Raw genomic sequence first — 21,113 nt, forward strand, 5'->3', positions numbered from 1 at the left:
CTTTTGTGCGCAGTTGTCCAGGAGGCGGGCCTCTATGACGGCCACTATTGACTGGCGCTGTTGGCTTGTGGTTTGTTGTGTTCGCTTCTGTTCGGGGGATGATGGTAATGGCGAGGAGCGCCAGGGTGAAGAAGACATCGACCCGGCTCGCGGACGGCCGCGAGCTCCTCTATTACGACCGCCGCGACGACGCCGTGCGCGACGCGGCGGACAAGCGCCCCCTGCCCACCGTCTCGACCGCGGCCGAGATCCGCCCCGACCGGCTGCTCGGCGACTCCGTGATCGTCGCCTCCCACCGCCAGGACCGCACATACCACCCGCCCCCGGACGAGTGCCCCCTCTGCCCGTCCCGCGACGGCCGGCACACCGAGATCCCGGCCGACGACTACGACGTGGTGGTCTTCGAGAACCGCTTCCCCTCGCTCACCGGCGACGCCGGCCGCTGCGAGGTCGTCTGCTTCACCTCCGACCACGACGCCTCCTTCGCCGACCTCACCGAGGGGCAGGCCGCGCTCGTCCTCGACGCCTGGACCGACCGCTCCGCTGAACTCGCCCAGCACCCCGGCGTTGAGCAGGTGTTCTGTTTCGAGAACCGCGGCAGGGAGATCGGGGTCACGCTCGGCCACCCGCACGGCCAGATCTACGCGTATCCCTTCGCCACTCCGCGTACGGCCGTGATGCTCCGCTCGCTCGCCGCGCACCGCGAACGCACGGGCGGCCGCAACCTCTTCGACGACGTCGTCGACGGCGAACTCGCCGACGGGCGGCGGCTCGTCCTGGCGGGTGACCACTGGACGGCCTTCGTGCCGTACGCCGCCCACTGGCCGTACGAGGTGCATCTCTACCCGAACCGGCGCGTTCCGGACCTGCCGGCGCTGGACGACGCGGCGCGCACAGAGTTCCCACAGCTCTATCTGGAACTCTTGCGGCGCTTCGACCGGATCTTCGGGGAGGGGGAGCCGCCGACGCCGTACATTTCGGCCTGGCACCAGGCGCCCCTGAGCGCGCAGGACCGCGGTGATTTCGCGCTTCACCTCGAGCTTTTCACCATTCGCCGCACTTCCGGCAAGCTGAAGTTTCTCGCGGGTTCCGAATCCGGCATGAGCGTGTTCATCAATGACGTGCCGCCGGAGGCCGCGGCCGAGCGACTGCGAGAGGTAGCGAGCAAGTGAGCAACGGGCAGAAGAAGTACCTGGTCACCGGCGGGGCGGGCTATGTCGGCAGCGTGGTCGCCGCGCATCTGCTCGAGGCCGGGCACGCCGTGACCGTGCTCGACGACCTCTCCACGGGCCACCGCGAAGGGGTCCCCGGGGGCGCCGACTTCATCGAGGGACGCATCCAGGACGCGGCCAAGTGGCTGGACCGCAGCTACGACGGCGTGCTGCACTTCGCGGCCTTCTCACAGGTCGGCGAGTCGGTGGTGAACCCGGAGAAGTACTGGCGGAACAACGTCGGCGGCACCACCGAGCTGCTGGCCGCCATGCGCGACGCGGGCGTACGCACCCTCGTCTTCTCCTCCACCGCCGCCACCTACGGAGAGCCGTCCGAGGTCCCCATCACCGAGGACGCCGCCACCGCACCCACCAACCCGTACGGCGCCTCCAAGCTCGCCGTCGACCACATGATCAGTGGCGAGTGCGCGGCCCACGGCCTGGCCGCCGTCTCCCTGCGCTACTTCAACGTCGCGGGGGCGTACCAGGGGACCGACGGCGTCGCGTACGGCGAGCGGCACGACCCCGAGTCGCACCTCATCCCGCTGGTCCTCCAGGTCGCGCAGGGCAGGCGCGAGGCCATCTCCGTCTTCGGCGACGACTACCGGACCCCCGACGGCACCTGCATCCGCGACTACATCCACGTCGCCGACCTGGCCGAGGCCCACCTGCTGGCGCTGGACGCTGCGCAGAGCGACGAGCACCTGATCTGCAACCTCGGCAACGGCAACGGCTTCTCCGTCCGCGAGGTCATCGAGACCGTCCGCCAGGTCACGGGGCATCCGGTCCCCGAGGTCCCGGCCCCGCGCCGCGGCGGCGACCCGGCCGTGCTCGTCGCCTCCGCCGAGCAGGCCCGTACGCGTCTTGGCTGGCGGCCGAGCCGCGCCGACCTCGCCGGAATCGTCGCCGACGCCTGGGACTTCGCGCAGCGGCTGGAGAGTCCGGAGAAGCGAGCGTGAGCGAACGGCGGGTCGCGGAGGTCACCGCCGCGTTCCGGGAGCTGTACGGCTCCGGGCCCGACGGCGTGTGGGCCGCCCCCGGCCGGGTCAACCTGATCGGCGAACACACCGACTACAACGACGGCTTCGTGATGCCGCTGGCCCTGCCGCACACCGCACTCGCCGCCGTCGCCCGCCGCGACGACGGCATCCTGCGGCTGCACTCGGGGGACGTGGACGGCGGGGTCGTCGAGCTGCGCGCCGAGCGGCTGGAGCCGGGCGCGGGCGGGAGCTGGGCCGCGTATCCGGCAGGTGTGGTGTGGGCGCTGCGCGACGCCGGGCATACGGTGACGGGCGCGGACGTCCACGTCCGGTCCGCCGTGCCGACCGGCGCGGGCCTGTCGTCGTCCGCGGCCCTGGAGGTCGTCACCGCGCTCGCCTGCAACGACCTGTTCGGCCTCGACCTGCGCCCCTGGCAGCTGGCGAGGCTGAGCCAGCGCGCGGAGAACGTCTTCGTCGGCGTTCCCTGCGGGATCATGGACCAGACCGCCGCGGCCTGCTGCACCGCGGGCCACGTCCTGCACCTGGACACCCGGGACCTCGCGCAGCGCCAGGTCCCCTTCGACCTCGCGGCCGAAGGGCTGCGGCTGCTGGTCGTCGACACCCGTGTCAAGCACGAGCTCGGCGAAGGGGCCTACGCGCGTCGGCGCGCGGGGTGCGAAGAGGGCGCGCGTGCGCTGGGCGTACAGGCCCTGCGGGACGTCGCGTTGGAGCAGCTTGACGAGGTACTGGCCGCCCTCGAAGACCCGGCCGTACGCCGCTACGTCCGCCATGTGGTGACGGAGAACGCGCGCGTGGAGCAGGTCATCGGGCTTCTGGACCGCGGGGAGACGCGCGCCATCGGACCCGTCCTCACCGCCGGACACGCCTCGCTGCGCGACGACTTCGAGGTGTCCTGTGCGGAGCTCGACCTGGTGGTCGAGTCGGCGAACGCGTCCGGGGCGCTCGGCGCCCGGATGACGGGCGGCGGCTTCGGCGGCTCGGCGATCGTGCTGGTCGAGGAGGCCCGGGCGGAGGGTGTCGCGAAGTCGGTGACGGAGGCTTTCGCGGAGGCCGGTCACCGCGCGCCGCGGGTCTTCACGGCGGTGCCGTCGGCCGGCGCCCGGCGCCTGGCCTGACGGAGGGCTCCGCATCCCCGCGTTGCGGACTGCGGGCAACTCCCCGCCCAGGTCCTGCGCTTGGCGTGTGATCAAGTCCTGGCGCTCCTTGTCGACTTGTGTCCTTTTATGGAGCATGGGGACCGACGTGAGCGACCAGGACGAACACTTTTCCCAATCCTCTTCCGATGTCAGAGGGCGGCCGTACGCTGATGCACAGCACCGGTGGGGGCCGGTGCTGATCAGGGGGCGAGACAGTCGGGTACGGCGCTCTGGGTGGGGTAGCAGTCACGGCGTGGCGGCGGCCGCGCGACTGCGTGGTGCCCCTCCCGGCGCCGTACCCCAACTGCCCGTTCCCCGAGACTTGGGGGGTCGTTCGTGAGTCGTATCCGGGTCCTGGTGGTGGATGACCACCGCATCTTCGCCGAATCGCTGGCAGCCGCCCTCGCGGCCGAGCCGGACGTGGACGTGGCGGCCGCCGGGAGCGCGCCCGCGGCCCTGCGCTCCATGGAGCGCGCAGCCGCCGACGGCCGCCGCTTCGACGTCCTGCTGGTCGACGCCGACCTGGGCGGGCACGACACCGGCACCGCGGGCGTGCCCGGCCCCGCAGGGACCGCCGGCAACCACGGCCCCGCCGCCGTCCGCGGTGTGGCAGGCGTGCCCGGCCCGCTGCCGGGAGTGCCCGGGCAGCCGTCCCCGAACGGCACGGCCGACGGCATCTCCCTGGTGACCACGGTCCGTTCCGCCCATCAGGGCGCGCGTACGGTCGTCCTCGCCGAGCGCGATGATCCGCGCCGCGCCGCCGCGGCCCTCCAGGCCGGCGCCTCCGGCTGGGTCGCCAAGGACTGTTCGCTGTCCCGGCTGCTGGTGGTGATCCGCGGAGTGCTGCGCGACGAGACGCACCTGCCGCCCGCGCTGCTCACCGGCGTGCTCCGGGAGCTGACCGCGGCCCGTAAGCACCGCACCGAGAGCGAGCGGCTCGTGGAGTCGCTGACCCCGCGGGAGCGCGAGGTGCTGTGCTGCATGGTGGCGGGCCTCGGCCGCAAGGCGGTCGCGGAACGGCTCTACCTCTCCCCGCACACGGTCCGTACGCACATGCAGAACGTGCTGGGCAAGCTCGGCGTCCACTCCACCCTCGCCGCGGTCGCCCTGGCCCGCAGGGCGGGCGTCGGACCGGTGGACCTGAGCGGTCCTGGGGAAGTGGGTGCGACGTCCCGCGTCGTCTGACGCAGGGGGCACTCCCCCAGCTACGGCTGGGGTACCCCAACGAGCGGTAGCTGGGGGAGCATCGCAGGGCGGGTGGGTTCCCCCCGGACGGAGTCCGGGGGAGATCGTCCTCTGGGGTTCCCCATGCCGAAGGCCAGGGGCGCGGCGTGGGGCGTTGTGCCTGCGTCCCCCGGACCGCTTAGCCGGGGACGTTGTCGAACGGGGCGGTCAGCTGGCGTAGCAGTCCCGCGAGTTCGGCGCGCTGGGCGCGCGACAGCTCGCCGAGGATGGCCCGCTCCTGCTCGAGCAGCCCGGCCAGCGCCTGGTCGGCCCGGTCGCGGCCCTCGGCGGTGAGCCGGACCAGCACGCCGCGCCGGTCGCTGGGGTCCGGCAGCCGCTCGACCAGGCCCTTCTTGGCAAGCCTGTCGATGCGGTTGGTCATGGTCCCCGAGGTCACCAGGGTCTGGGTCAGCAGCTGCCCGGGCGAGAGCTGGTACGGGGCCCCGGCGCGGCGCAGTGACGTCAGGACGTCGAACTCCCAGGACTCCAGCCCGTGCTCGGAGAAGGCGAGCCGGCGGGCCCGGTCGAGATGGCGCGCCAGACGGCTCACGCGGCTGAGCACTTCGAGCGGCTCCACGTCGAGGTCAGGGCGCTCCCTCCGCCACGCTGCGACCAGCCGATCGACCTCGTCCTCCATGGCGATCAGTGTAGTAGGTCTGTCGACATGAAGTCTCTTGACGTCGAGAGATAGTCTGGTCAACGGATGGGCAATGTCGGCGCGAGGAAGTGAATTTCCACTTCCGCTCACGCGCCAGAACAAGGGGGACAGACATGCCAGCTCCCACATGGGACCCGCAACAGTACCTTCGCCACTCGAGCCACCGGACCCGCCCCTTCCACGACCTGCTCGCCCGAATACCCGACCTCCCCACGGGAGGCCATCCGGCCCGCATCGCCGACATCGGCTGCGGCCCCGGCAACGTCACCGCGCTCCTCGCCGACCGCTGGCCCCGAGCCCGTATCACCGGCTTCGACAACTCGCCGGAGATGCTCGCCAAGGCCGCCGAGCACGCCGGGCCCACCGAGGGCGGCGGCAGCCTCGACTTCCGCTCCGCGGACGCCGCCGGCTGGGTCCCCGACGAGCCGTACGACCTGATCGTCTCCAACGCCGCGCTCCAGTGGGTGCCAGGCCACGCCGAGTCCTTCCCGGCCTGGACCGAGGCGCTCGCCCCCGGCGGCATCCTCGCCTTCCAGGTCCCGGGCAACTTCGTCTCCCCCAGCCATGCCCTGCTCGGCGAGCTGTGCGACAGCCCGCAGTGGCGGGAGCGGCTCGGCAGCCACGGGCGGCGCTTCGTCCACGTCCTCGAACCGTGGGAGTACCTGACCCGGCTCACCGACCTCGGCTGCGAGGCCGACGCCTGGGAGACCACCTACATCCAGCTCCTCCAGGGCGAGGACCCGGTCCTCGACTGGGTCAAGGGCACCGCCCTGCGGCCCGTCCTGACCGCCCTGGCGGACGACGAGCCGGCCTGCGAGGAGTTCCTCGCCCAGTACCGCGACCTGCTGCGCAAGGCCTATCCGCCAGGCCCGCACGGCACGGTCTTCCCGTTCCGGCGGATCTTCGCCGTGGCGCGAAGGGTCGCCTGAATCGCCGGTGCCACCGGCCACGTCCGGCTCGCGGCGGCGCGGGGCAGAACCCCGGAAGGGCCGGCCGCCGGAGGACGATCTCCCCCGGACTCCGTCCGGGGGTACCCCCACCGCCGCTTGCGATGCTCCCCCAGCTACCGCTGGGAGGTGCCCCCTGCACCAGACGACGCGGGACGTCACGCCTACTTCCCCGGGGCCGCTTAGCTCCGGCGGTGGCCTATCAGCCGGGGCTTCGGCTCCAGGCCGTCGAGCCCGTGCCAGGCCAGATTCACCAGGTGCGCCGCCACTTCCGCCTTCTTCGGCTTCCGCACGTCCAGCCACCACTGGCCGGTCAGCGCCACCATCCCCACCAGCGCCTGCGCGTACAGCGGCGCCAGCTTCGGATCGAAGCCCCTGGCCTTGAACTCCAGGCCCAGAATGTCCTCCACCTGCGTGGCGATATCGCTGATCAGCGAGGCGAAGGTGCCCGTCGACTGGGCGACGGGGGAGTCCCGTACGAGGATGCGGAACCCGTCCGTGTACGACTCGATGTAGTCCAGCAGCGCGAACGCCGCCTGCTCCAGCAGCTCCCGCGGATGCCCCGCGGTCAGCGCGCCCGTCACCATCTCCAGCAGTTGCCGCATCTCCCGGTCCACCACGACCGCGTAGAGCCCCTCCTTGCCGCCGAAGTGCTCGTAGACCACCGGCTTCGAGACCCCGGCTTTCGCCGCGATCTCCTCCACCGACGTGCCCTCGAAACCCTTCTCGGCGAACAGCGTGCGACCGATGTCCAGCAGCTGCTCCCGGCGCTCCTTGCCGGTCATCCGCACCCGGCGGGCGCGCCGGGCTCCCGGCGAGGAGGGCCGGGTCTTGTCGCTGCTGCTGTCGATCGCCACGCCGTCAATCATGCCGCCTTCGCGGCGTCGCTCTCATCCGAGATACCGCCCTTGCGCCGGGCCTCGATCCGCGAGGCGTCCGGCCACCGCACGTCGTGCGCCCAGCCGAGCTGCTCGAACCAGCGGATGATCCGGGCGCTAGAGTCCACCTGGCCCCTCATCACGCCGTGCCGCGCGCAGGTGGGGTCGGCGTGGTGCAGGTTGTGCCAGGACTCGCCGCACGACAGCACCGCCAGCCACCACACGTTCCCCGAGCGGTCACGCGACTTGAAGGGGCGCTTGCCGACCGCGTGGCAGATCGAGTTGATCGACCACGTGACGTGGTGCAGCAGGGCGACCCGGACGAGCGAGCCCCAGAAGAACGCCGTCGCGGCACCCGTCCAGGACCACGTCACCAGACCGCCCACCAGCGCCGGGAAGGCCATCGAGATGACCGTCCACACGACGAACTGCCGGGAGATCGCGCGGATCGTCGCGTCCTTGATCAGGTCGGGCGCGTACTTGTGCTGCGGCGTACGCTCCTCGTCGAACATCCAGCCGACGTGGGCCCACCACAGGCCCTTGATCAGGGCCGGTACGGTCTCGCCGTACCGCCACGGCGAGTGCGGGTCGCCCTCGGCGTCCGAGAACTTGTGGTGCTTGCGGTGATCGGCCACCCAGCGCACCAGCGGCCCCTCGACCGCCAGCGAACCGGCCAGCGCGAGCGCGATCCGCAGCGGGCGCTTCGCCTTGAAGGAGCCGTGCGTGAAATAGCGGTGGTAACCGACGGTGACGCCATGGCAGCCCAGGAAGTACATGAAGGTCATCAGCCCCAGGTCCAGCCAGCTCACCCCCCAGCCCCACGCCAAAGGCACCGCCGCGACCAGCGCGACGAACGGAACGGTGATGAACAGCAGCAGAGTGATCTGCTCGAGCGACCCCTTGCTGTCCCCGCTCAGCGTGGCGGACGGCAGGGGAGTGGTGTCGGTCGCCTTCGGGGCGTCTTCGATCACATCGGGGCTTGTGGTCATGGGGGCGTCCCTCATCGGGCTGGGCATGGCTACGGTTCCGTAACCTACGGCATCGTAAGTATGGCAGGGCTTGGTGTCCGGGCAAGAGGCTGTGGATAACGGCGTGGTGACCGCGACCTATCCTGGTGGCGTCGGACAGCGCGGTCCGCACCCCGCCCATCGTGCAATCCACTGCAAGGAGCCGCACCTGTGAGCAGTGCCGACATCACCCCTGAGACCTCGGACAACGCAGCGCTGCGTGCCGACATCCGCAGGCTCGGCGACCTGCTGGGAGAGACCCTCGTCCGTCAGGAAGGGCCCGATCTCCTCGACCTCGTCGAGCGTGTCCGCGCCCTCACCCGTACGGACGGCGAGGCTGCGGCCAACCTGCTCCGTGACACCGATCTGGAGACCGCGGCCAAGCTCGTCCGCGCCTTCTCCACGTACTTCCACCTGGCGAACATCACCGAGCAGGTGCACCGCGGGAAGGAGCTGCGCACCCGGCGCGCCGCCGAGGGCGGACTCCTGGCCCGTACCGCGGACCGGCTGAAGGACGCCGACCCGGAGCACCTGCGCCGCACGGTCGAGCACCTCGGCGTCCGGCCCGTCTTCACGGCCCACCCCACCGAGGCCGCCCGTCGCAGCGTTCTCAACAAGCTCCGCCGTATCGCCGCCCTGCTCGACACGCCCGTCGACGGCGGCGACCGGCGCCGCGCCGACCTGCGCCTCGCCGAGAACATCGATCTCATCTGGCAGACCGACGAGCTGCGCGTGGTCCGTCCCGAGCCCGCCGACGAGGCCCGTAACGCCATCTACTACCTCGACGAGCTCCACCAGGGCGCCGTCGGCGACGTCCTCGAGGACCTCGCCGCCGAGCTCGAGCGGGTCGGCGTCGAGCTCCCCGGCGGCACCCGGCCCCTCACCTTCGGCACCTGGATCGGCGGCGACCGCGACGGCAACCCCAACGTGACCCCCGAGGTCACCTGGGAGGTGCTGATCCTCCAGCACGAGCACGGCATCACCGACGCCCTCGAGGCCGTCGACAGCCTCCGCGGCCTGCTCTCGAACTCCATCCGCTACACCGGCGCCACCGAGGAGCTCCTCTCCTCCCTCCAGACCGACCTGGAGCTGCTGCCCGAGATCAGCCCCCGCTACAAGCGCCTGAATGCCGAGGAGCCCTACCGCCTCAAGGCCACCTGCATCCGGCAGAAGCTGGTCAACACCCGCGAGCGGCTCGCCCGGGGCATCGCGCACGAGCCCGGGCGCGACTACCTCGGCACCGCCGAGCTGATCCAGGACCTCGTCCTGATACAGGATTCCCTGCGTGCCCACCGCGGCGGCCTCTTCGCCGACGGCCGCCTGGACCGTACGATCCGCACGCTCGCCGCCTTCGGCCTCCAGCTGGCCACCATGGACGTACGGGAGCACGCCGACGCCCACCACCACGCCCTCGGGCAGCTCTTCGACCGGCTCGGCGAGGAGTCCTGGCGGTACGCCGACATGCCCCGGGACTACCGGACCAAGCTCCTCGCCAAGGAGCTCCGCTCCCGCCGCCCGCTCGCCCCCACCCCGGCGCCTCTGGACGCCGCCGGCGAGAAGACCCTCGGCGTCTTCGAGACCATCGGCAAGGCCCTGCGGCGCTTCGGCCCCGAGGTCATCGAGTCCTACATCATCTCCATGTGCCAGGGCGCCGACGACGTCTTCGCCGCCGCCGTGCTGGCGCGCGAAGCGGGCCTCATCGACCTGCACGCCGGCTGGGCCAAGATCGGCATCGTCCCGCTGCTGGAGACCACGGACGAGCTGCGCGCCGCTGACGTCATCCTCGACGACATGCTCGCCGACCCCTCCTACCGGCGCCTGGTCGCCCTCCGCGGCGACGTCCAGGAGGTCATGCTCGGCTACTCCGACTCCTCCAAGTTCGGCGGCATCACCACGAGCCAGTGGGAGATCCACCGGGCGCAGCGGCGGCTGCGTGACGTCGCCCACCGCTACGGCGTACGGCTGCGGCTCTTCCACGGCCGCGGCGGCACCGTCGGCCGCGGCGGCGGCCCCACCCACGACGCGATCCTCGCCCAGCCCTACGGCACCCTCGAAGGCGAGATCAAGGTCACAGAGCAGGGCGAGGTCATCTCCGACAAGTACCTCGTGCCGTCCCTGGCCCGGGAGAACCTCGAGCTGACCGTCGCCGCGACCCTCCAGGCCTCGGCCCTGCACACCGCGCCCCGCCAGTCCGACGAGGCCCTGGCCCGCTGGGACGCGGCCATGGACACGGTCTCGGAGGCTGCCCACACCGCGTACCGCAGGCTGGTCGAGGACCCGGACCTGCCCGCGTACTTCTTCGCGTCCACGCCCGTGGACCAGCTCGCCGAGCTGCACCTGGGCTCCCGGCCCTCCCGGCGGCCCGACTCCGGCGCCGGGCTCGACGGGCTCCGGGCCATCCCGTGGGTCTTCGGCTGGACGCAGTCGCGGCAGATCGTGCCCGGCTGGTTCGGGGTCGGCTCCGGACTCAAGGCCGCGCGCGAGGCCGGGCTCGACGGGGTCATCGGCGAGATGCACCGGGAGTGGCACTTCTTCCGCAACTTCCTGTCGAACGTCGAGATGACGCTCACGAAGACCGATCTGCGGATCGCGCGCCACTACGTGGACACGCTCGTGCCCGACGAGCTGAAGCACGTCTTCGCGGCGATCGAGGCCGAGCACGAACTCACGGTCCAGGAGGTGCTGCGGATCACCGGCGAGCGCGCGCTGCTGGACCACAACCCGGTGCTCCAGCAGACCTTCCGGGTCCGCGACGCCTACCTCGACCCGATCTCGTACCTGCAGGTCACGCTGCTGGACCGGCAGCGGAAGGCCGCCGCGCGCGGCGAAGCGCCGGACCCGCTGCTGGGGCGTGCCCTGCTGCTCACGGTCAACGGTGTGGCCGCGGGCCTGCGCAACACGGGGTGACCTGCTCCGCACACAGGGAACAACGGCTGCCCCGCGCCTACGGCGCGGGGCAGCCGTTGTTGAAAGGACTCGCGCGCAAGCCCGTGCCCGCGATAACGGCGAGGCGGAGCCTCGCCCGTCGCCCAGGATCAGCCCCGCCCATCGCCCTGCGGGTGGCGGGTCCAGGCCGTCGCCCCGTGCGTGGCAAGGTCTTGGCCGTCGGGTCGTGGGCGCGGGTTTTTGGCCGTCGGGGTGGGCGGGGGGCGTCGGCTGTGGCCGGGTTTTGGCCGTCGGGGTGGCAGCGGGCCGTCAGCTGCGGGTGGCGGGGTGGTGCCCGTCGGGCCGGGGCGGCACGGTCCTCGGCGCGCGAGGGCGGTGCGCGGCCGCGGGGCGGGTCTCATAGCGTCGCGAACGATGCGACCAGCAGGGCCGCGCCCAGCAGGCCGATGGCCCATGCCGTACGGCGCATCCGCAGGCCGCCCGCGACCACGAGCGCCGCAAGCAGCAGCGCGCCCCCGAACGGCACCCACGCGTACAGGGCTCCGCCCCACCCCGTTCGTACGACCTCGTTCGTGCCCGGCTTCACCGCGACCAGCAGCCGCTCGCCCGTCTTGTGCGTGACCGACTTGTCGATCGACACCATCGGCCGGTCCGTCCCCGCCGCGTCCGCCGGGACGAACGGCCCCGTGCACGTGTCGGAACCGCACCGGGTGATCGTGACGGTTCCCCGCTCCCGGCCCTTGGTCAGCATCGAGTGCTGCGCCGTCCCCCACGAGGTCCACACCCCGGCGGCGAGCAGCAGCAGCGCCACGCTCGCCATCGCCACGTTCTTGCCGACCAGCAGCAGGCCGTAAGCGCTCTCGCTGGCACGGCGGACAGGGTTGCGTCGGATGCTGGTGGTTTTGGCCATGGCGGCGATCCTTGGCCATCCGGAAGCACTCGGTCAACCGTCGGACCGCGCCTTGGGAGGGGCTGTCCCGTTAGGCGTTTCGTGGCCCCGTTAGGAGTTATACGTGCCTTGCGCCCGCTCCAGGCCGTCCACGATCAGCGTCTCCACGGCGTCCGCCGCCCGGTCCACGAAGTAGTCCAGCTCCTTGCGCTCTGTCGAGGAGAAGTCCTTCAGCACGAACGCGGCCACATCCATCCGGCCCGGCGGACGGCCAATGCCGAAGCGCACCCGGTGGTAGTCCGGGCCCATCGCCTTCGTGATCGACTTCAGGCCGTTGTGCCCGTTGTCCCCGCCGCCCTTCTTCAGGCGCAGCGCCCCGTAGTCGATGTCCAGTTCGTCGTGGATGGCGACGATGTTGCCGACCGGCACCTTGTAGAAGTCGCGCAGGGCGTTCACCGGGCCGCCGGACAGATTCATGTACGACATGGGCTTGGCGATCACCACCCGGCGGCTCGTCGGGCCCGGGGCGCCCAGCCGCCCTTCGACGACCTGCGCGCGGGCCTTGTGCGCCTTGAACCGGCCGCCGATCCGCTCTGCGAGCAGGTCGGCCACCATGTAGCCCACGTTGTGGCGGTTTGCCGCGTATTCGGGGCCGGGGTTGCCCAGACCCACGATCAGCCAGGGGCTGTCCACATCGCTCATCTGCCTGTCTCCTTGACGGCTCAGCGGCCCGGCGCCTCCGGCGCGGAACAACGGCTCAACCGCTGTCTCGCGCCTGCGACGCGAGACAGCGGTTGGAAAGGGTTCCCCGGGGCGAGGCCCCGGCCCCCACCGACGCTGAGGCAGAGCCTCAGCAGCCGACGAGCCGGAAAGTCGCCACGCCTCGGGTGTGCCTCAGCGGGGCGGTCCGGTTGCCCCGGCTCGGGGCCCCTGGCCGGGGTGGTCCGGGTCGCGTGCCCAGCGGATCGCCACGCCTGGAGTGTGCCTCCGACGGGGCGGTCCGGCCATCGTGCCCGGCTGGGCGGTCCGGCTTCGGTGCCCTTGCCGGAGGGCTCAGGACTCGGCGGCCTCTGCGGCGGCCTCGGCCTCCTCGGCCTCCTCCTCGGCCGTCGGCTCCTCGGCCTGCGCGGCCAGGACCTGCAGCACCACCGCGTCCTCCTCGACGCCCAGCGTGGTGCCCTTCGGCAGCTGGATGTCCTTCGCCAGGACGGAGTCGCCGGCCTCAAGGCCCTCGACGGAGACGGAGACGGACTCCGGGATGTGCGTCGCCTCGGCCTCGACCGGCAGCGCGTTCAGCACGTGCTCCAGCAGGTTGCCGCCCGGGGCCAGCTCGCCCTCGGTGTGGATCGGCACCTCGACGTTGACCTTCTCGCCGCGCTTCACCAGCAGCAGGTCGACGTGCTCGATGAACCCCTTCAGCGGGTCGCGCTGCACGGCCTTCGGGATCACGAGCTCCTTGAAGCCGTCCGCGTTCAGGGAGATGAGAACGTTCGGGGTCTTGAGCGCGAGGAAGAGGTCGTGGCCCGGCAGGGTCACGTGGACCGGGTCGCCCCCGTGCCCGTAGACGACGGCGGGAACCTTGCTGTCACGACGGATCCGGCGGGCAGCGCCCTTGCCGAACTCCTTGCGGATCTCACCGGAGATCTTGACCTCAGCCATGCTGCACTCCTCGTAGAAGACTTCGATTCGACGGCCGTCACCCGGCCCACGACAGACCTGCTACGAAGAGCGCGTCGATTACGGACCGCCGTACGACACGCGTACGGCCTCCCTCGCCGAGCAACTCCATGAGTCTACCCGGCGGGGAGGCCGCCTCAGAAATCGATCGATCAGCAGACGCCCCTTCGGCGTCTGTGATCAGGCCTGCTCGTCGAAGAGGCTGGTCACCGAGCCGTCCTCGAACACCTCGCGCACCGCGCGCGCGATCGTCGGCGCCATCGACAGCACCGTGATCTTGTCGAGCTCCTGCTCGCCGGGCGTCGGCAGCGTGTTCGTGAAGATGAACTCGCTCACCTTCGAGTTCTTCAGCCGGTCCCCGGCCGGGCCCGACAGCACGCCGTGCGTCGCCGCCACGATCACGTCCTCCGCGCCGTTGGCGAACAGCGCGTCCGCCGCAGCGCAGATCGTGCCACCCGTGTCGATCATGTCGTCGACCAGGACGCACACCCGGCCCTTCACATCACCGACGACCTCGTGCACGGTCACCTGGTTCGCGACGTCCTTGTCCCGCCGCTTGTGCACGATTGCCAGCGGCGCGCCCAGCCGGTCGCACCAGCGGTCGGCCACCCGTACCCGGCCGGCGTCCGGCGACACGACCGTCAGCTTCTCGCTGTCGGCCTTCGCGCCCACGTAGTCCGCCAGCACCGGCAGCGCGAACAGGTGGTCCACCGGGCCGTCGAAGAAGCCCTGGATCTGGTCGGTGTGCAGATCGACCGTGAGGATCCGGTCGGCGCCCGCCGTCTTCAGCAGGTCCGCGATCAGCCGGGCCGAGATCGGCTCGCGGCCGCGGTGCTTCTTGTCCTGCCGGGCGTAGCCGAAGAAGGGGAGGATCACGGTGATGCTCCGCGCGGAGGCCCGCTTCAGAGCATCGATCATGATCAGTTGCTCCATGATCCATTTGTTGATCGGAGCCGTGTGGCTCTGGATCACGAAACAGTCCGCGCCTCTCGCCGACTCCTGGTAACGGACGTAGATCTCGCCGTTGGCGAAGTCGAACACCTTGGTCGGGACCAGGCCCACGCCCAGCTGATGCGCGACCTCCTCCGCCAGCTCGGGGTGAGCGCGGCCGGAGAAGAGCATCAGCTTCTTCTCGCCGGTCGTCTTGATCCCGGTCACAGAACAATCTCCTTGCCAGCAGAAATGGGTGTGGGGTTGGTGGGGGCACCTGTTCTCACGGTACGCCCCGGGCGCATGTGCCCGCGGTCGGCCGACGCTCGCCTCACTGCTCGTCCTCCGGTGCTTCGCGAGCAGCCTGCGCGGCCCGGGCGGCCGCGCTCCCGGGGCGCTTACGGGCGACCCAGCCCTCGATGTTGCGCTGCTGGCCGCGGGCGACCGCGAGCGAACCCGGGGGCACATCCTTGGTGATGACCGAGCCGGCGGCGGTGTACGCGCCGTCCCCGACCGTGACGGGAGCCACGAACATGTTGTCGGAACCGGTCCGGCAGTGGGAGCCGACCGTGGTGTGGTGCTTGGCCACCCCGTCGTAGTTCACGAACACGCTGGCCGCGCCGATGTTGGTCTGGTCGCCGATCGTCGCGTCACCCACGTAGGAGAGGTGCGGCACCTTCGTACCCTCGCCGATGTCGGCGTTCTTCATCTCCACGTACGTCCCGGCCTTCGCCTTCCGGCCGAGCTTCGTCCCGGGCCGCAGATACGCGAACGGGCCGACACTCGCCCCCGCGCCGACCTGCGCGCCGTCCGCGACCGCGTTGCTGACCCGCGCACCTTCGCCCACCGCGGTGTCGGTCAGCGTGCAGTTCGGGCCGACCTCCGCGTTCGCCGCGAGGTGCGTGGCGCCGTGCAGCTGGGTGCCGGGGTGGATCAGCGCGTCGGGCTCGAACGTCACCGTCACGTCCACCCACGTCGTCGCCGGGTCGACGACCGTCACACCGCTCAGCATCGCCGTGCGCAGCAGCCGCTCGTTCAGCAGCCTGCGCGCCTCGGCGAGCTGCACGCGGTTGTTGATCCCCAGGATCTCCCGGTGGTCGTCCGCCACGGCCGCGCCCACCCGGTGGCCCGACTCGCGCAGGATGCCGAGCACATCGGTGAGGTACTCCTCGCCCTGGCTGTTGTCCGTACGCACCTTGCCGAGCGCGTCCGCGAGCAGCCGCCCGTCGAACGCGAAGACCCCGGAGTTGATCTCGTTGATCGCGCGCTGTGCGTCGGTGGCGTCCTTGTGCTCGACGATCGCGGTGACGGCGCCGCCCGCCGGGTCGCGCACGATGCGGCCGTAGCCGGTGGAGTCGGGGACGACGGCGGTCAGAACGGTGACGGCGTTGCCGTCGGCGGTGTGCGCGTCCGTGAGGCCGCGGAGGGTGTCGCCGGTGAGGAGCGGGGTGTCGCCGCAGACGACGACCACGGTCCCGTCGACGGGCTCGCCGCCCGCCTTCTTCGCGAGCTCCTCGAGAGCCATCCGTACGGCGTGACCTGTGCCGTTCTGGTCGTGCTGCACGGCGGTGCGGACGCCCGGATCGATCTCGGAGAGGTGCGCGGTGACCTGCTCACGGGCGTGCCCGACGACCACGACGAGCTCCTCGGGGCCGAGCTCGCGCGCGGCGGCCACCACATGGCCGACGAGGGACCGGCCGCAGATGCTGTGCAGGACCTTGGGTGTCGCCGACTTCATACGGGTGCCCTCACCCGCTGCGAGGACGACGACGGCTGCCGGGCGGTTGGCGCTCACGGGTGTGCCCTTCGGCTTCGGGTGGTGGACACTCGCAGGATACCGGGGCGTTTTGCACCGGAAATGCAGCGGGTCCTGACCTAGGAGTCAGGACCCGCTGAAGTGAACGATGAGCTGCGCGAAGAGCTGTGAGCTCCCCATGAGCTCCGCTGCCAGGACTCGAACCTGGAATGATGGGACCAAAACCCACAGTGTTGCCAATTACACCACAGCGGATAGCTAATTGGGCCAATCCGGACGCCTAGCTAGATCGCCGAATGAGCCCCCACCACTATGCCGTACCAGCGGCCTTCGATGCGACGGTATACGGCGGTGCCGTCCCGTAGGTGTACGGGGTCGCGGGTGCCCTGGGGCGGGCGTGGTTGGCGGCTTACAGGAGACCGTCCCACATCTGCTCGAGCAGGACCGACCACCAGTTCTCCGGGTTGGAGAGGGCGGCCGGGTCCAGGGAGGCCAGCTGGGCCTGGAAGTCGACGGTCCAGCGGCCCGCCTGCTCGGGCGTCAGTCCGAAGCGCAGGCGCCACATCCGGCCCAGCAGCGCCAGGCAGCGGACGAACTCCGGGAGCCCGGAGTTGGCGAACTGCGGCGGTGCCGGCTGGCCGCCGGGCCCGGCCTCGACCGGTACGGCGACGATGTGCGCCGTGCCGTACTGGACGCAGAGCTGGCGCCCGAAGTCGTTGCCCATGACGAGGTACGACCCCGCATCGGGCGCGGGCTGAACGCCCCGCTCCGCGGCGAGCTCGGCCAGCGTCGGCACCGGGCGGCCCGGCTGGGCCTGCGCCCAGAAGAACGGGCCGAAGTCCACCGGCAGACCCGCCCAGACCAGCGTCTGCGCGACCACCTCGGGCACGCCCTGCCGGGACACCGCCCGCTGGTCGAAACGGAAGACGCCCTGCGGGCCGAACGACTGCAGCAGCTCCTGCGCCAGCGCCTGGGGCGGGACCGGCGGGGCCGGCGGCACCTGGTTCGGGTGCGGCAGCGGAACCCGGTTCGGGGCGGGCCGCGCCGGGCCGTCCGCGACCTGGTGCAGCTCGCCCTGGTGCTCGATCAGGTGCCGTACGCCCTGCTGGCGCGTGGCGTGGTCACGGCCGTACGGGGCGGTGTTGCTGATCCGTACCTGCGGCCACGTCTCGCGGATCATGCGGGCGCAGTAGCCGCCCGGCAGATCGCAGGACTCCAGCTCGGTGTGCAGCTCCAGCACCTGCTGGGGCGGGACGCCCATGGCGCGCAGCTCGTGCAGGATCTGCCACTCGGGGTGCGGGGTGCCGGGCGCGGAGCGTCGGATCAGCTGCTGTTCGGAGCCGTCCTGAGCGCGGTAGCGCAGTACGGCCATGTAGCCGGGGCCGACCATCGGCTGGCCGACGGGGGGCTGCGGGTAGCCGTACGCGTTGGGGGCGCCGGGGGGCATGCCGGCGGCGCCGGGCGTGCCGGGCATTCCGGGCGCGCCTGGCATTCCGGGGGCGCCCGGGGCACCGGGCGGCATCCCCGGGGCTCCCGGCCCGGGCGCCGGTGGGGCGCCGGGGTCACCGGCGAGCATGGTGGCGGCCGCATGTACGCCACCGGGTCCGGCGGGTCCGGCGGGTCCGGCGGGTCCGGCGGGGACGCCGGGCTGGCCGGGGACGGGCGGATGGGGCGTGCCGGGTTGGCCTGGGGTGCCGGGTGGGCCGGGGGGTTGGGGTCCGGCGGGTCCGTGGGCGCCGGGGGTGCCGGGGTGTCCGGGGCCGGAGGAGTCGGCGAGCACCGTCGCTGCGGCGTGCACTCCGCCGGGACCGCCAGGGCCGCCAGGGCCGCCGGGAGTACCCGGAGGCTGCGGACCCGAGGGGCCGCCGGTACCGGGCGCGTTCGGGTCGCTAGCGCCCGGCTGCCCCGGGACGCCGGGACTTCCGGGCGGGCCGGGCGGGTTGGGGACACCGGCGCCAGGGGTTCCGGGCGGGCCGGGGGGCTGGGGTGCACCGGGTCCGGCGGGTCCGTGGGCGCCGGGGGTGCCGGGGTGTCCGGGGCCGGAGGAGTCGGCGAGCATCGTGGCGGCGGCGTGCACTCCGCCGGGACCGCCAGGGCCGCCGGATCCGGGCGCACCGGGCTGGCCGGGAGCGGGCGGAGGCGTACCCGGACTGCCGTCGGGGGAAAGGGCCGAGACCAGTTGGGTCGGGATGTAGCCACCGGCCGGTGCGCCGGGAGCGCCGGGGCCCGAGGCCGGGGGCGCTCCGGCCCCCGGGGTGCCGGGGGCGCCCGGAGGCGGCGGGGTACCGGGGTTGCCGCCGCGGGCGCCGGGCGTGCCCGGGGCGCCAGGGGGCGGGGGTGCGCCCGCGCCGCCGCGGCTCGGGCCGCGGGGCGCCTTGGCCGTGGCCGCGTCCGCGATGTCGCCCGCGCTCTGACCCGGCGGCACGCCCGGTGCCCCAGGGGCGCCGGGCGCACCCGGCGGCTGCGGCGGCGCGCCGGGGACCCCGGGTCCGGGGGGTGCGGCGGCTGCGGGCGCGCCGGGCGCGCCTGGGCGCGAGGCCGGGGGCGCTCCGGCGCCCGGGGTGCCGGGGGCGCCCGGAGGCGGCGGGGTACCGGGGTTGCCGCCGCGGGCGCCGGGCGTGCCCGGGGCACCGGGTACTCCGGGTCCCGCCTGACCCGGGAAGCCCGGGTCGTCGAGGGCAGGAGCGACGGTCGTACGGGGCAGCCGGCTGCCGCTCGACATCAGCTCGGTCTTGGCGTCCGCGCTTACGCCGGGCGGAGGCGGAGCGTCATCGTCGTCGGAGCCGACGAGCGGCGGTGCGAAGACCGTGGCGGGCAGGCCGACCGACCGGTCGTCGTCATCGCTGGGCGTGTTGGCGTCGGCCCACGGCGTGCCCCCCAGGGGCGCGCCGGGACTGCCGCCGCTACCGGTGGAACCACCGGGCCGGGACGGGCCGCCGCCCGGCTGCGACGCGGAGGCCCCTGTGGTGGGCTCATACGGCACGGCCCCGGAACCAGCCTCCGGCCACGCAGCCCCTGCCGCAGGCGATCCGGAGCCACCACCGGGCGTCCCGGGCCCGACTGCCCCGGCACCGGACACCGCTGCGCCGGGTGATCCGGCGCTGTGTGCCCCGGAGTTGGGATCCGCAGCGCCGGTGGCCCCGACACCGGGCGCCCCGGCTCCGGGCATCCCTGCGCCAGGTGCCCCGGCACCTGCTGCCGCTGCGTCAGGCGTTGCCACGCCGGGCCCCCCGGGACCGGCTGGCCCCGCGCCGGCGTTCGCCGTGTCCGACTGCCCGGCGCCGGGCGTTCCCGCGCCAATCGTCCCGCCCGTGCCAGGCTCCCCGCCCGCGCCGGCAGGGCCCGGTGCCGCCGAGCGGCCGTGGCCGGACGAGCGGTGGTCCGGCATGCCGAGTTGGTCGGCTGCTTCCTGGAGCCACTGTGGCGGCGTCAGCAGGAAGGACGTCGCCTCGAGGTCGATCCGCTGAGGCGGCGCGTCGGCCGCCGGAACGACGCCGTCGTCGGACGGAGCGCCGTACTCCTCCTCGTACCGCCGGATGATCTCGCCCACCGGCAGCCCCGGCCACAGCGTGGACTCGCCGCTGTCCCGGGCGATCACCAGCCGGGTGCGGCCGCCGTCCGAGATCGGTCCGTCCTCGCGGTCCTCGGCCCAGGCCACGAAGCCCAGGTCGAACTCCCGTACCCGCACCTCGCGGTGCTGGTACGCGGGCACGTCGCCGTTGACCCAGCGCTCTGCGCGCTCCTGCGCCTGCGCGAATGTCACCATCGCGCCTCACCCCTCCACCGGGACGGCGTGCGCGAAGCCGCCGTCCACCATCAGGTTCGCCACGGTCTCCAGCTCCGGCGGGTTGCCCGCCAGCCGCTGCAGGAAGTCGTCGAAGTCGTCGCCGCAGGGCAGCAGCAGCCGCTCCACCCGCTCCTGGACCGTGGAGCCGTCGCGGTCGCGCGCGTCGTCGTACGCGCAGAACCACACCGACCCGATCGCCTGTCCCCTCACCTTCACCGCGAGCACGCCGCCCTGGACGAAGGCCACGCCCAGGTAGTCCTTGCTGAAGTGGTCGCGCAGGCACTTGTTGACGTAGACGAGGTCGTTGACCGCCGCCTCGTCGCGCACCGTGAAGAACGGCTGGTCGACCAGGAGCCCCAGCTGCGCGTCGAGCGCGACGCCCACGGGCGCGCAGCCGCCCGCAGCCTTGAGGAAGGAGCGGTACGCGCCCGGCAGCCGGTAGCCGAGGTCCTCCTCGACGCCGAGGATCTGGTCCTCGCTGACCGAAAGCGCCTTGCTGGGCAGCCCGAAGTGCACGGGCCGGGTCTCCTGGAGCGGCCGCGTACCGCGCTTGTCGTGGTCGACGGCGGCCGTCGCGAGGCCGCCGTGGTGTCGCAGCAGCGCCTTGACCTCGGCGGGGACGAGCTCCACACGGCGGGTGCCGGGGACGTGGTGCCAGGTCCAGCCGTGCGGGGTCGCGACCGGCGGGAGGCTGGCCCACAGCTCGTGTCCCCCGGCGTGCAGCGCGGCGTTCGCCGACACGTAGTCGGTCAGCCGCAGCTCGTCGACGCCGAACCCCTCGGGAGGCTCGGCGATCTCGGCCGCCGCCCGCGCATAGAGCGAGAAGTCCGGGAATCCGCGTTCGTCCACCCGTACGCCTCTGGTGTGGCGGGCGGCCCGGACCGGGTCCGGAAAATGTACGACCTGCCCGGCGTAGGCCGAGTTCGGTGGCGCGGCCTGCCCGAGCCGACCTGTCGTCATGGCGGTTGCCCCCTGCTGCGTACGACTGTTCCCGCACAGCCTATGCGTTGCCGCCACAGGGGGTGTCTCCCCGGTCCCGCGCCGCCTCACGCGGGGGCGGACTCAGCTCGGGCTCAGCTCGGGCTCAACTTCCTGACCTGCTTCGGACTTGGTTCCGGCTCGGCTT

16 protein-coding genes and 1 tRNA gene are annotated in these 21,113 nt (G+C 72.4%); 6 read left to right on the forward strand and 11 right to left on the reverse strand.

What is annotated here, in order from left to right; translation table 11 throughout:
• The first annotated feature begins 125 nt into the window (after positions 1 to 125).
• The 4 genes from galT to ACTWP8_RS29660 all read left to right on the forward strand — a co-directional run bounded on the left by galT (position 126) and on the right by ACTWP8_RS29660 (position 4,533).
• Positions 126 to 1,172, forward strand: coding sequence for a galactose-1-phosphate uridylyltransferase (galT, locus tag ACTWP8_RS29645; RefSeq protein WP_443325161.1), 1,047 nt, complete (start codon positions 126 to 128; stop codon positions 1,170 to 1,172).
• Positions 1,169 to 2,170, forward strand: coding sequence for a UDP-glucose 4-epimerase GalE (gene galE / locus ACTWP8_RS29650; protein WP_443325162.1), 1,002 nt, complete (start codon positions 1,169 to 1,171; stop codon positions 2,168 to 2,170). Before galT ends, galE begins: the two co-directional genes overlap by 4 nt.
• A complete protein-coding gene (gene galK / locus ACTWP8_RS29655) occupies positions 2,167 to 3,327 on the forward strand; it encodes a galactokinase (RefSeq protein WP_443325163.1) in 1,161 nt (386 codons plus the stop codon). Before galE ends, galK begins: the two co-directional genes overlap by 4 nt.
• A gap of 357 nt (positions 3,328 to 3,684) precedes the next feature.
• Positions 3,685 to 4,533, forward strand: a complete 849-nt coding sequence (locus ACTWP8_RS29660; protein WP_443325164.1) for a LuxR C-terminal-related transcriptional regulator — start codon at positions 3,685 to 3,687, stop codon at positions 4,531 to 4,533.
• Positions 4,534 to 4,711: 178 nt separating this feature from the next.
• Here the strand turns inward: ACTWP8_RS29660 and ACTWP8_RS29665 are convergent, their stop codons facing one another.
• Positions 4,712 to 5,209 (reverse strand): MarR family winged helix-turn-helix transcriptional regulator, encoded by a 498-nt coding sequence (locus tag ACTWP8_RS29665; RefSeq protein WP_443314073.1) that lies wholly within the window; start codon positions 5,207 to 5,209, stop codon positions 4,712 to 4,714.
• A gap of 134 nt (positions 5,210 to 5,343) precedes the next feature.
• Here ACTWP8_RS29665 and ACTWP8_RS29670 point away from each other — a divergent pair, with 134 nt between their 5' ends.
• Positions 5,344 to 6,159: a trans-aconitate 2-methyltransferase gene (locus tag ACTWP8_RS29670; protein WP_443325165.1), complete on the forward strand. Its 816-nt coding sequence runs from the start codon at positions 5,344 to 5,346 to the stop codon at positions 6,157 to 6,159.
• 200 nt (positions 6,160 to 6,359) lie between these two features.
• Here ACTWP8_RS29670 and ACTWP8_RS29675 read toward each other — a convergent pair whose 3' ends face one another.
• A complete protein-coding gene (locus ACTWP8_RS29675) occupies positions 6,360 to 7,046 on the reverse strand; it encodes a TetR family transcriptional regulator (protein ID WP_443314071.1) in 687 nt (228 codons plus the stop codon).
• Positions 7,043 to 8,044, reverse strand: coding sequence for an acyl-CoA desaturase (locus ACTWP8_RS29680; RefSeq protein ID WP_443325166.1), 1,002 nt, complete (start codon positions 8,042 to 8,044; stop codon positions 7,043 to 7,045). The genes ACTWP8_RS29675 and ACTWP8_RS29680 overlap by 4 nt, the downstream gene beginning before the upstream one ends.
• A 189-nt stretch (positions 8,045 to 8,233) precedes the next feature.
• On the opposite strand from ACTWP8_RS29680, the gene ppc reads away from it, so the two are divergent.
• The gene (gene ppc / locus ACTWP8_RS29685; RefSeq protein ID WP_443325167.1) at positions 8,234 to 10,969 is read left to right on the forward strand and encodes a phosphoenolpyruvate carboxylase; all 2,736 of its coding nucleotides are present in this window, start codon (positions 8,234 to 8,236) and stop codon (positions 10,967 to 10,969) included.
• Positions 10,970 to 11,345: 376 nt separating this feature from the next.
• On the opposite strand, the gene ACTWP8_RS29690 is transcribed toward ppc, so the two are convergent.
• The 8 genes from ACTWP8_RS29690 to ACTWP8_RS29725 form a co-directional block, all read right to left on the reverse strand.
• A complete protein-coding gene (locus tag ACTWP8_RS29690; protein WP_443325168.1) occupies positions 11,346 to 11,858 on the reverse strand; it encodes a hypothetical protein in 513 nt (170 codons plus the stop codon).
• A 90-nt stretch (positions 11,859 to 11,948) separates the two neighbouring features.
• On the reverse strand, positions 11,949 to 12,539 hold the full coding sequence (pth, locus tag ACTWP8_RS29695; protein ID WP_443325169.1) for an aminoacyl-tRNA hydrolase: 591 nt from the start codon (positions 12,537 to 12,539) through the stop codon (positions 11,949 to 11,951).
• Between the two features lie 351 nt (positions 12,540 to 12,890).
• On the reverse strand, positions 12,891 to 13,496 hold the full coding sequence (locus ACTWP8_RS29700; protein ID WP_443325170.1) for a 50S ribosomal protein L25/general stress protein Ctc: 606 nt from the start codon (positions 13,494 to 13,496) through the stop codon (positions 12,891 to 12,893).
• Between the two features lie 198 nt (positions 13,497 to 13,694).
• Complete coding sequence (locus ACTWP8_RS29705) at positions 13,695 to 14,672, reverse strand: ribose-phosphate diphosphokinase (RefSeq protein WP_443325171.1); 978 nt, start codon at positions 14,670 to 14,672, stop codon at positions 13,695 to 13,697.
• 103 nt (positions 14,673 to 14,775) lie between these two features.
• Entirely contained in the window at positions 14,776 to 16,239 is a 1,464-nt protein-coding gene (glmU, locus tag ACTWP8_RS29710; RefSeq protein WP_443325172.1) for a bifunctional UDP-N-acetylglucosamine diphosphorylase/glucosamine-1-phosphate N-acetyltransferase GlmU, read from the reverse strand.
• Between the two features lie 144 nt (positions 16,240 to 16,383).
• Positions 16,384 to 16,455: transfer RNA gene (locus ACTWP8_RS29715), tRNA-Gln, on the reverse strand.
• 154 nt (positions 16,456 to 16,609) lie between these two features.
• Positions 16,610 to 19,966, reverse strand: coding sequence for an SUKH-4 family immunity protein (locus ACTWP8_RS29720; RefSeq protein WP_443325173.1), 3,357 nt, complete (start codon positions 19,964 to 19,966; stop codon positions 16,610 to 16,612).
• A gap of 6 nt (positions 19,967 to 19,972) precedes the next feature.
• Positions 19,973 to 20,947 carry an SMI1/KNR4 family protein gene (locus ACTWP8_RS29725; RefSeq protein ID WP_443325174.1) on the reverse strand — a complete coding sequence of 325 codons (975 nt, stop codon included), beginning with the start codon at positions 20,945 to 20,947 and terminating at the stop codon, positions 19,973 to 19,975.
• Between the last annotated feature and the right edge of the window lie 166 nt (positions 20,948 to 21,113).

This window comes from Streptomyces sp. 7N604 (genome assembly GCF_052245475.1).
Taxonomy (GTDB): Bacteria; Actinomycetota; Actinomycetes; order Streptomycetales; family Streptomycetaceae; genus Streptomyces.

Coding starts and splice junctions, on each gene's coding strand:
- ACTWP8_RS29700 (WP_443325170.1), bottom strand. CDS start 13,496: ATGGCTGAGGTCAAGATCTCCGGTGAGATCCGCAAGGAGTTCGGCAAG.
- ACTWP8_RS29670 (WP_443325165.1), top strand. CDS start 5,344: ATGCCAGCTCCCACATGGGACCCGCAACAGTACCTTCGCCACTCGAGC.
- ACTWP8_RS29725 (WP_443325174.1), bottom strand. CDS start 20,947: ATGACGACAGGTCGGCTCGGGCAGGCCGCGCCACCGAACTCGGCCTAC.
- ACTWP8_RS29675 (WP_443314071.1), bottom strand. CDS start 7,046: ATGATTGACGGCGTGGCGATCGACAGCAGCAGCGACAAGACCCGGCCC.
- ACTWP8_RS29690 (WP_443325168.1), bottom strand. CDS start 11,858: ATGGCCAAAACCACCAGCATCCGACGCAACCCTGTCCGCCGTGCCAGC.
- pth (WP_443325169.1), bottom strand. CDS start 12,539: ATGAGCGATGTGGACAGCCCCTGGCTGATCGTGGGTCTGGGCAACCCC.
- ACTWP8_RS29720 (WP_443325173.1), bottom strand. CDS start 19,966: ATGGTGACATTCGCGCAGGCGCAGGAGCGCGCAGAGCGCTGGGTCAAC.
- ACTWP8_RS29665 (WP_443314073.1), bottom strand. CDS start 5,209: ATGGAGGACGAGGTCGATCGGCTGGTCGCAGCGTGGCGGAGGGAGCGC.
- ACTWP8_RS29680 (WP_443325166.1), bottom strand. CDS start 8,044: ATGACCACAAGCCCCGATGTGATCGAAGACGCCCCGAAGGCGACCGAC.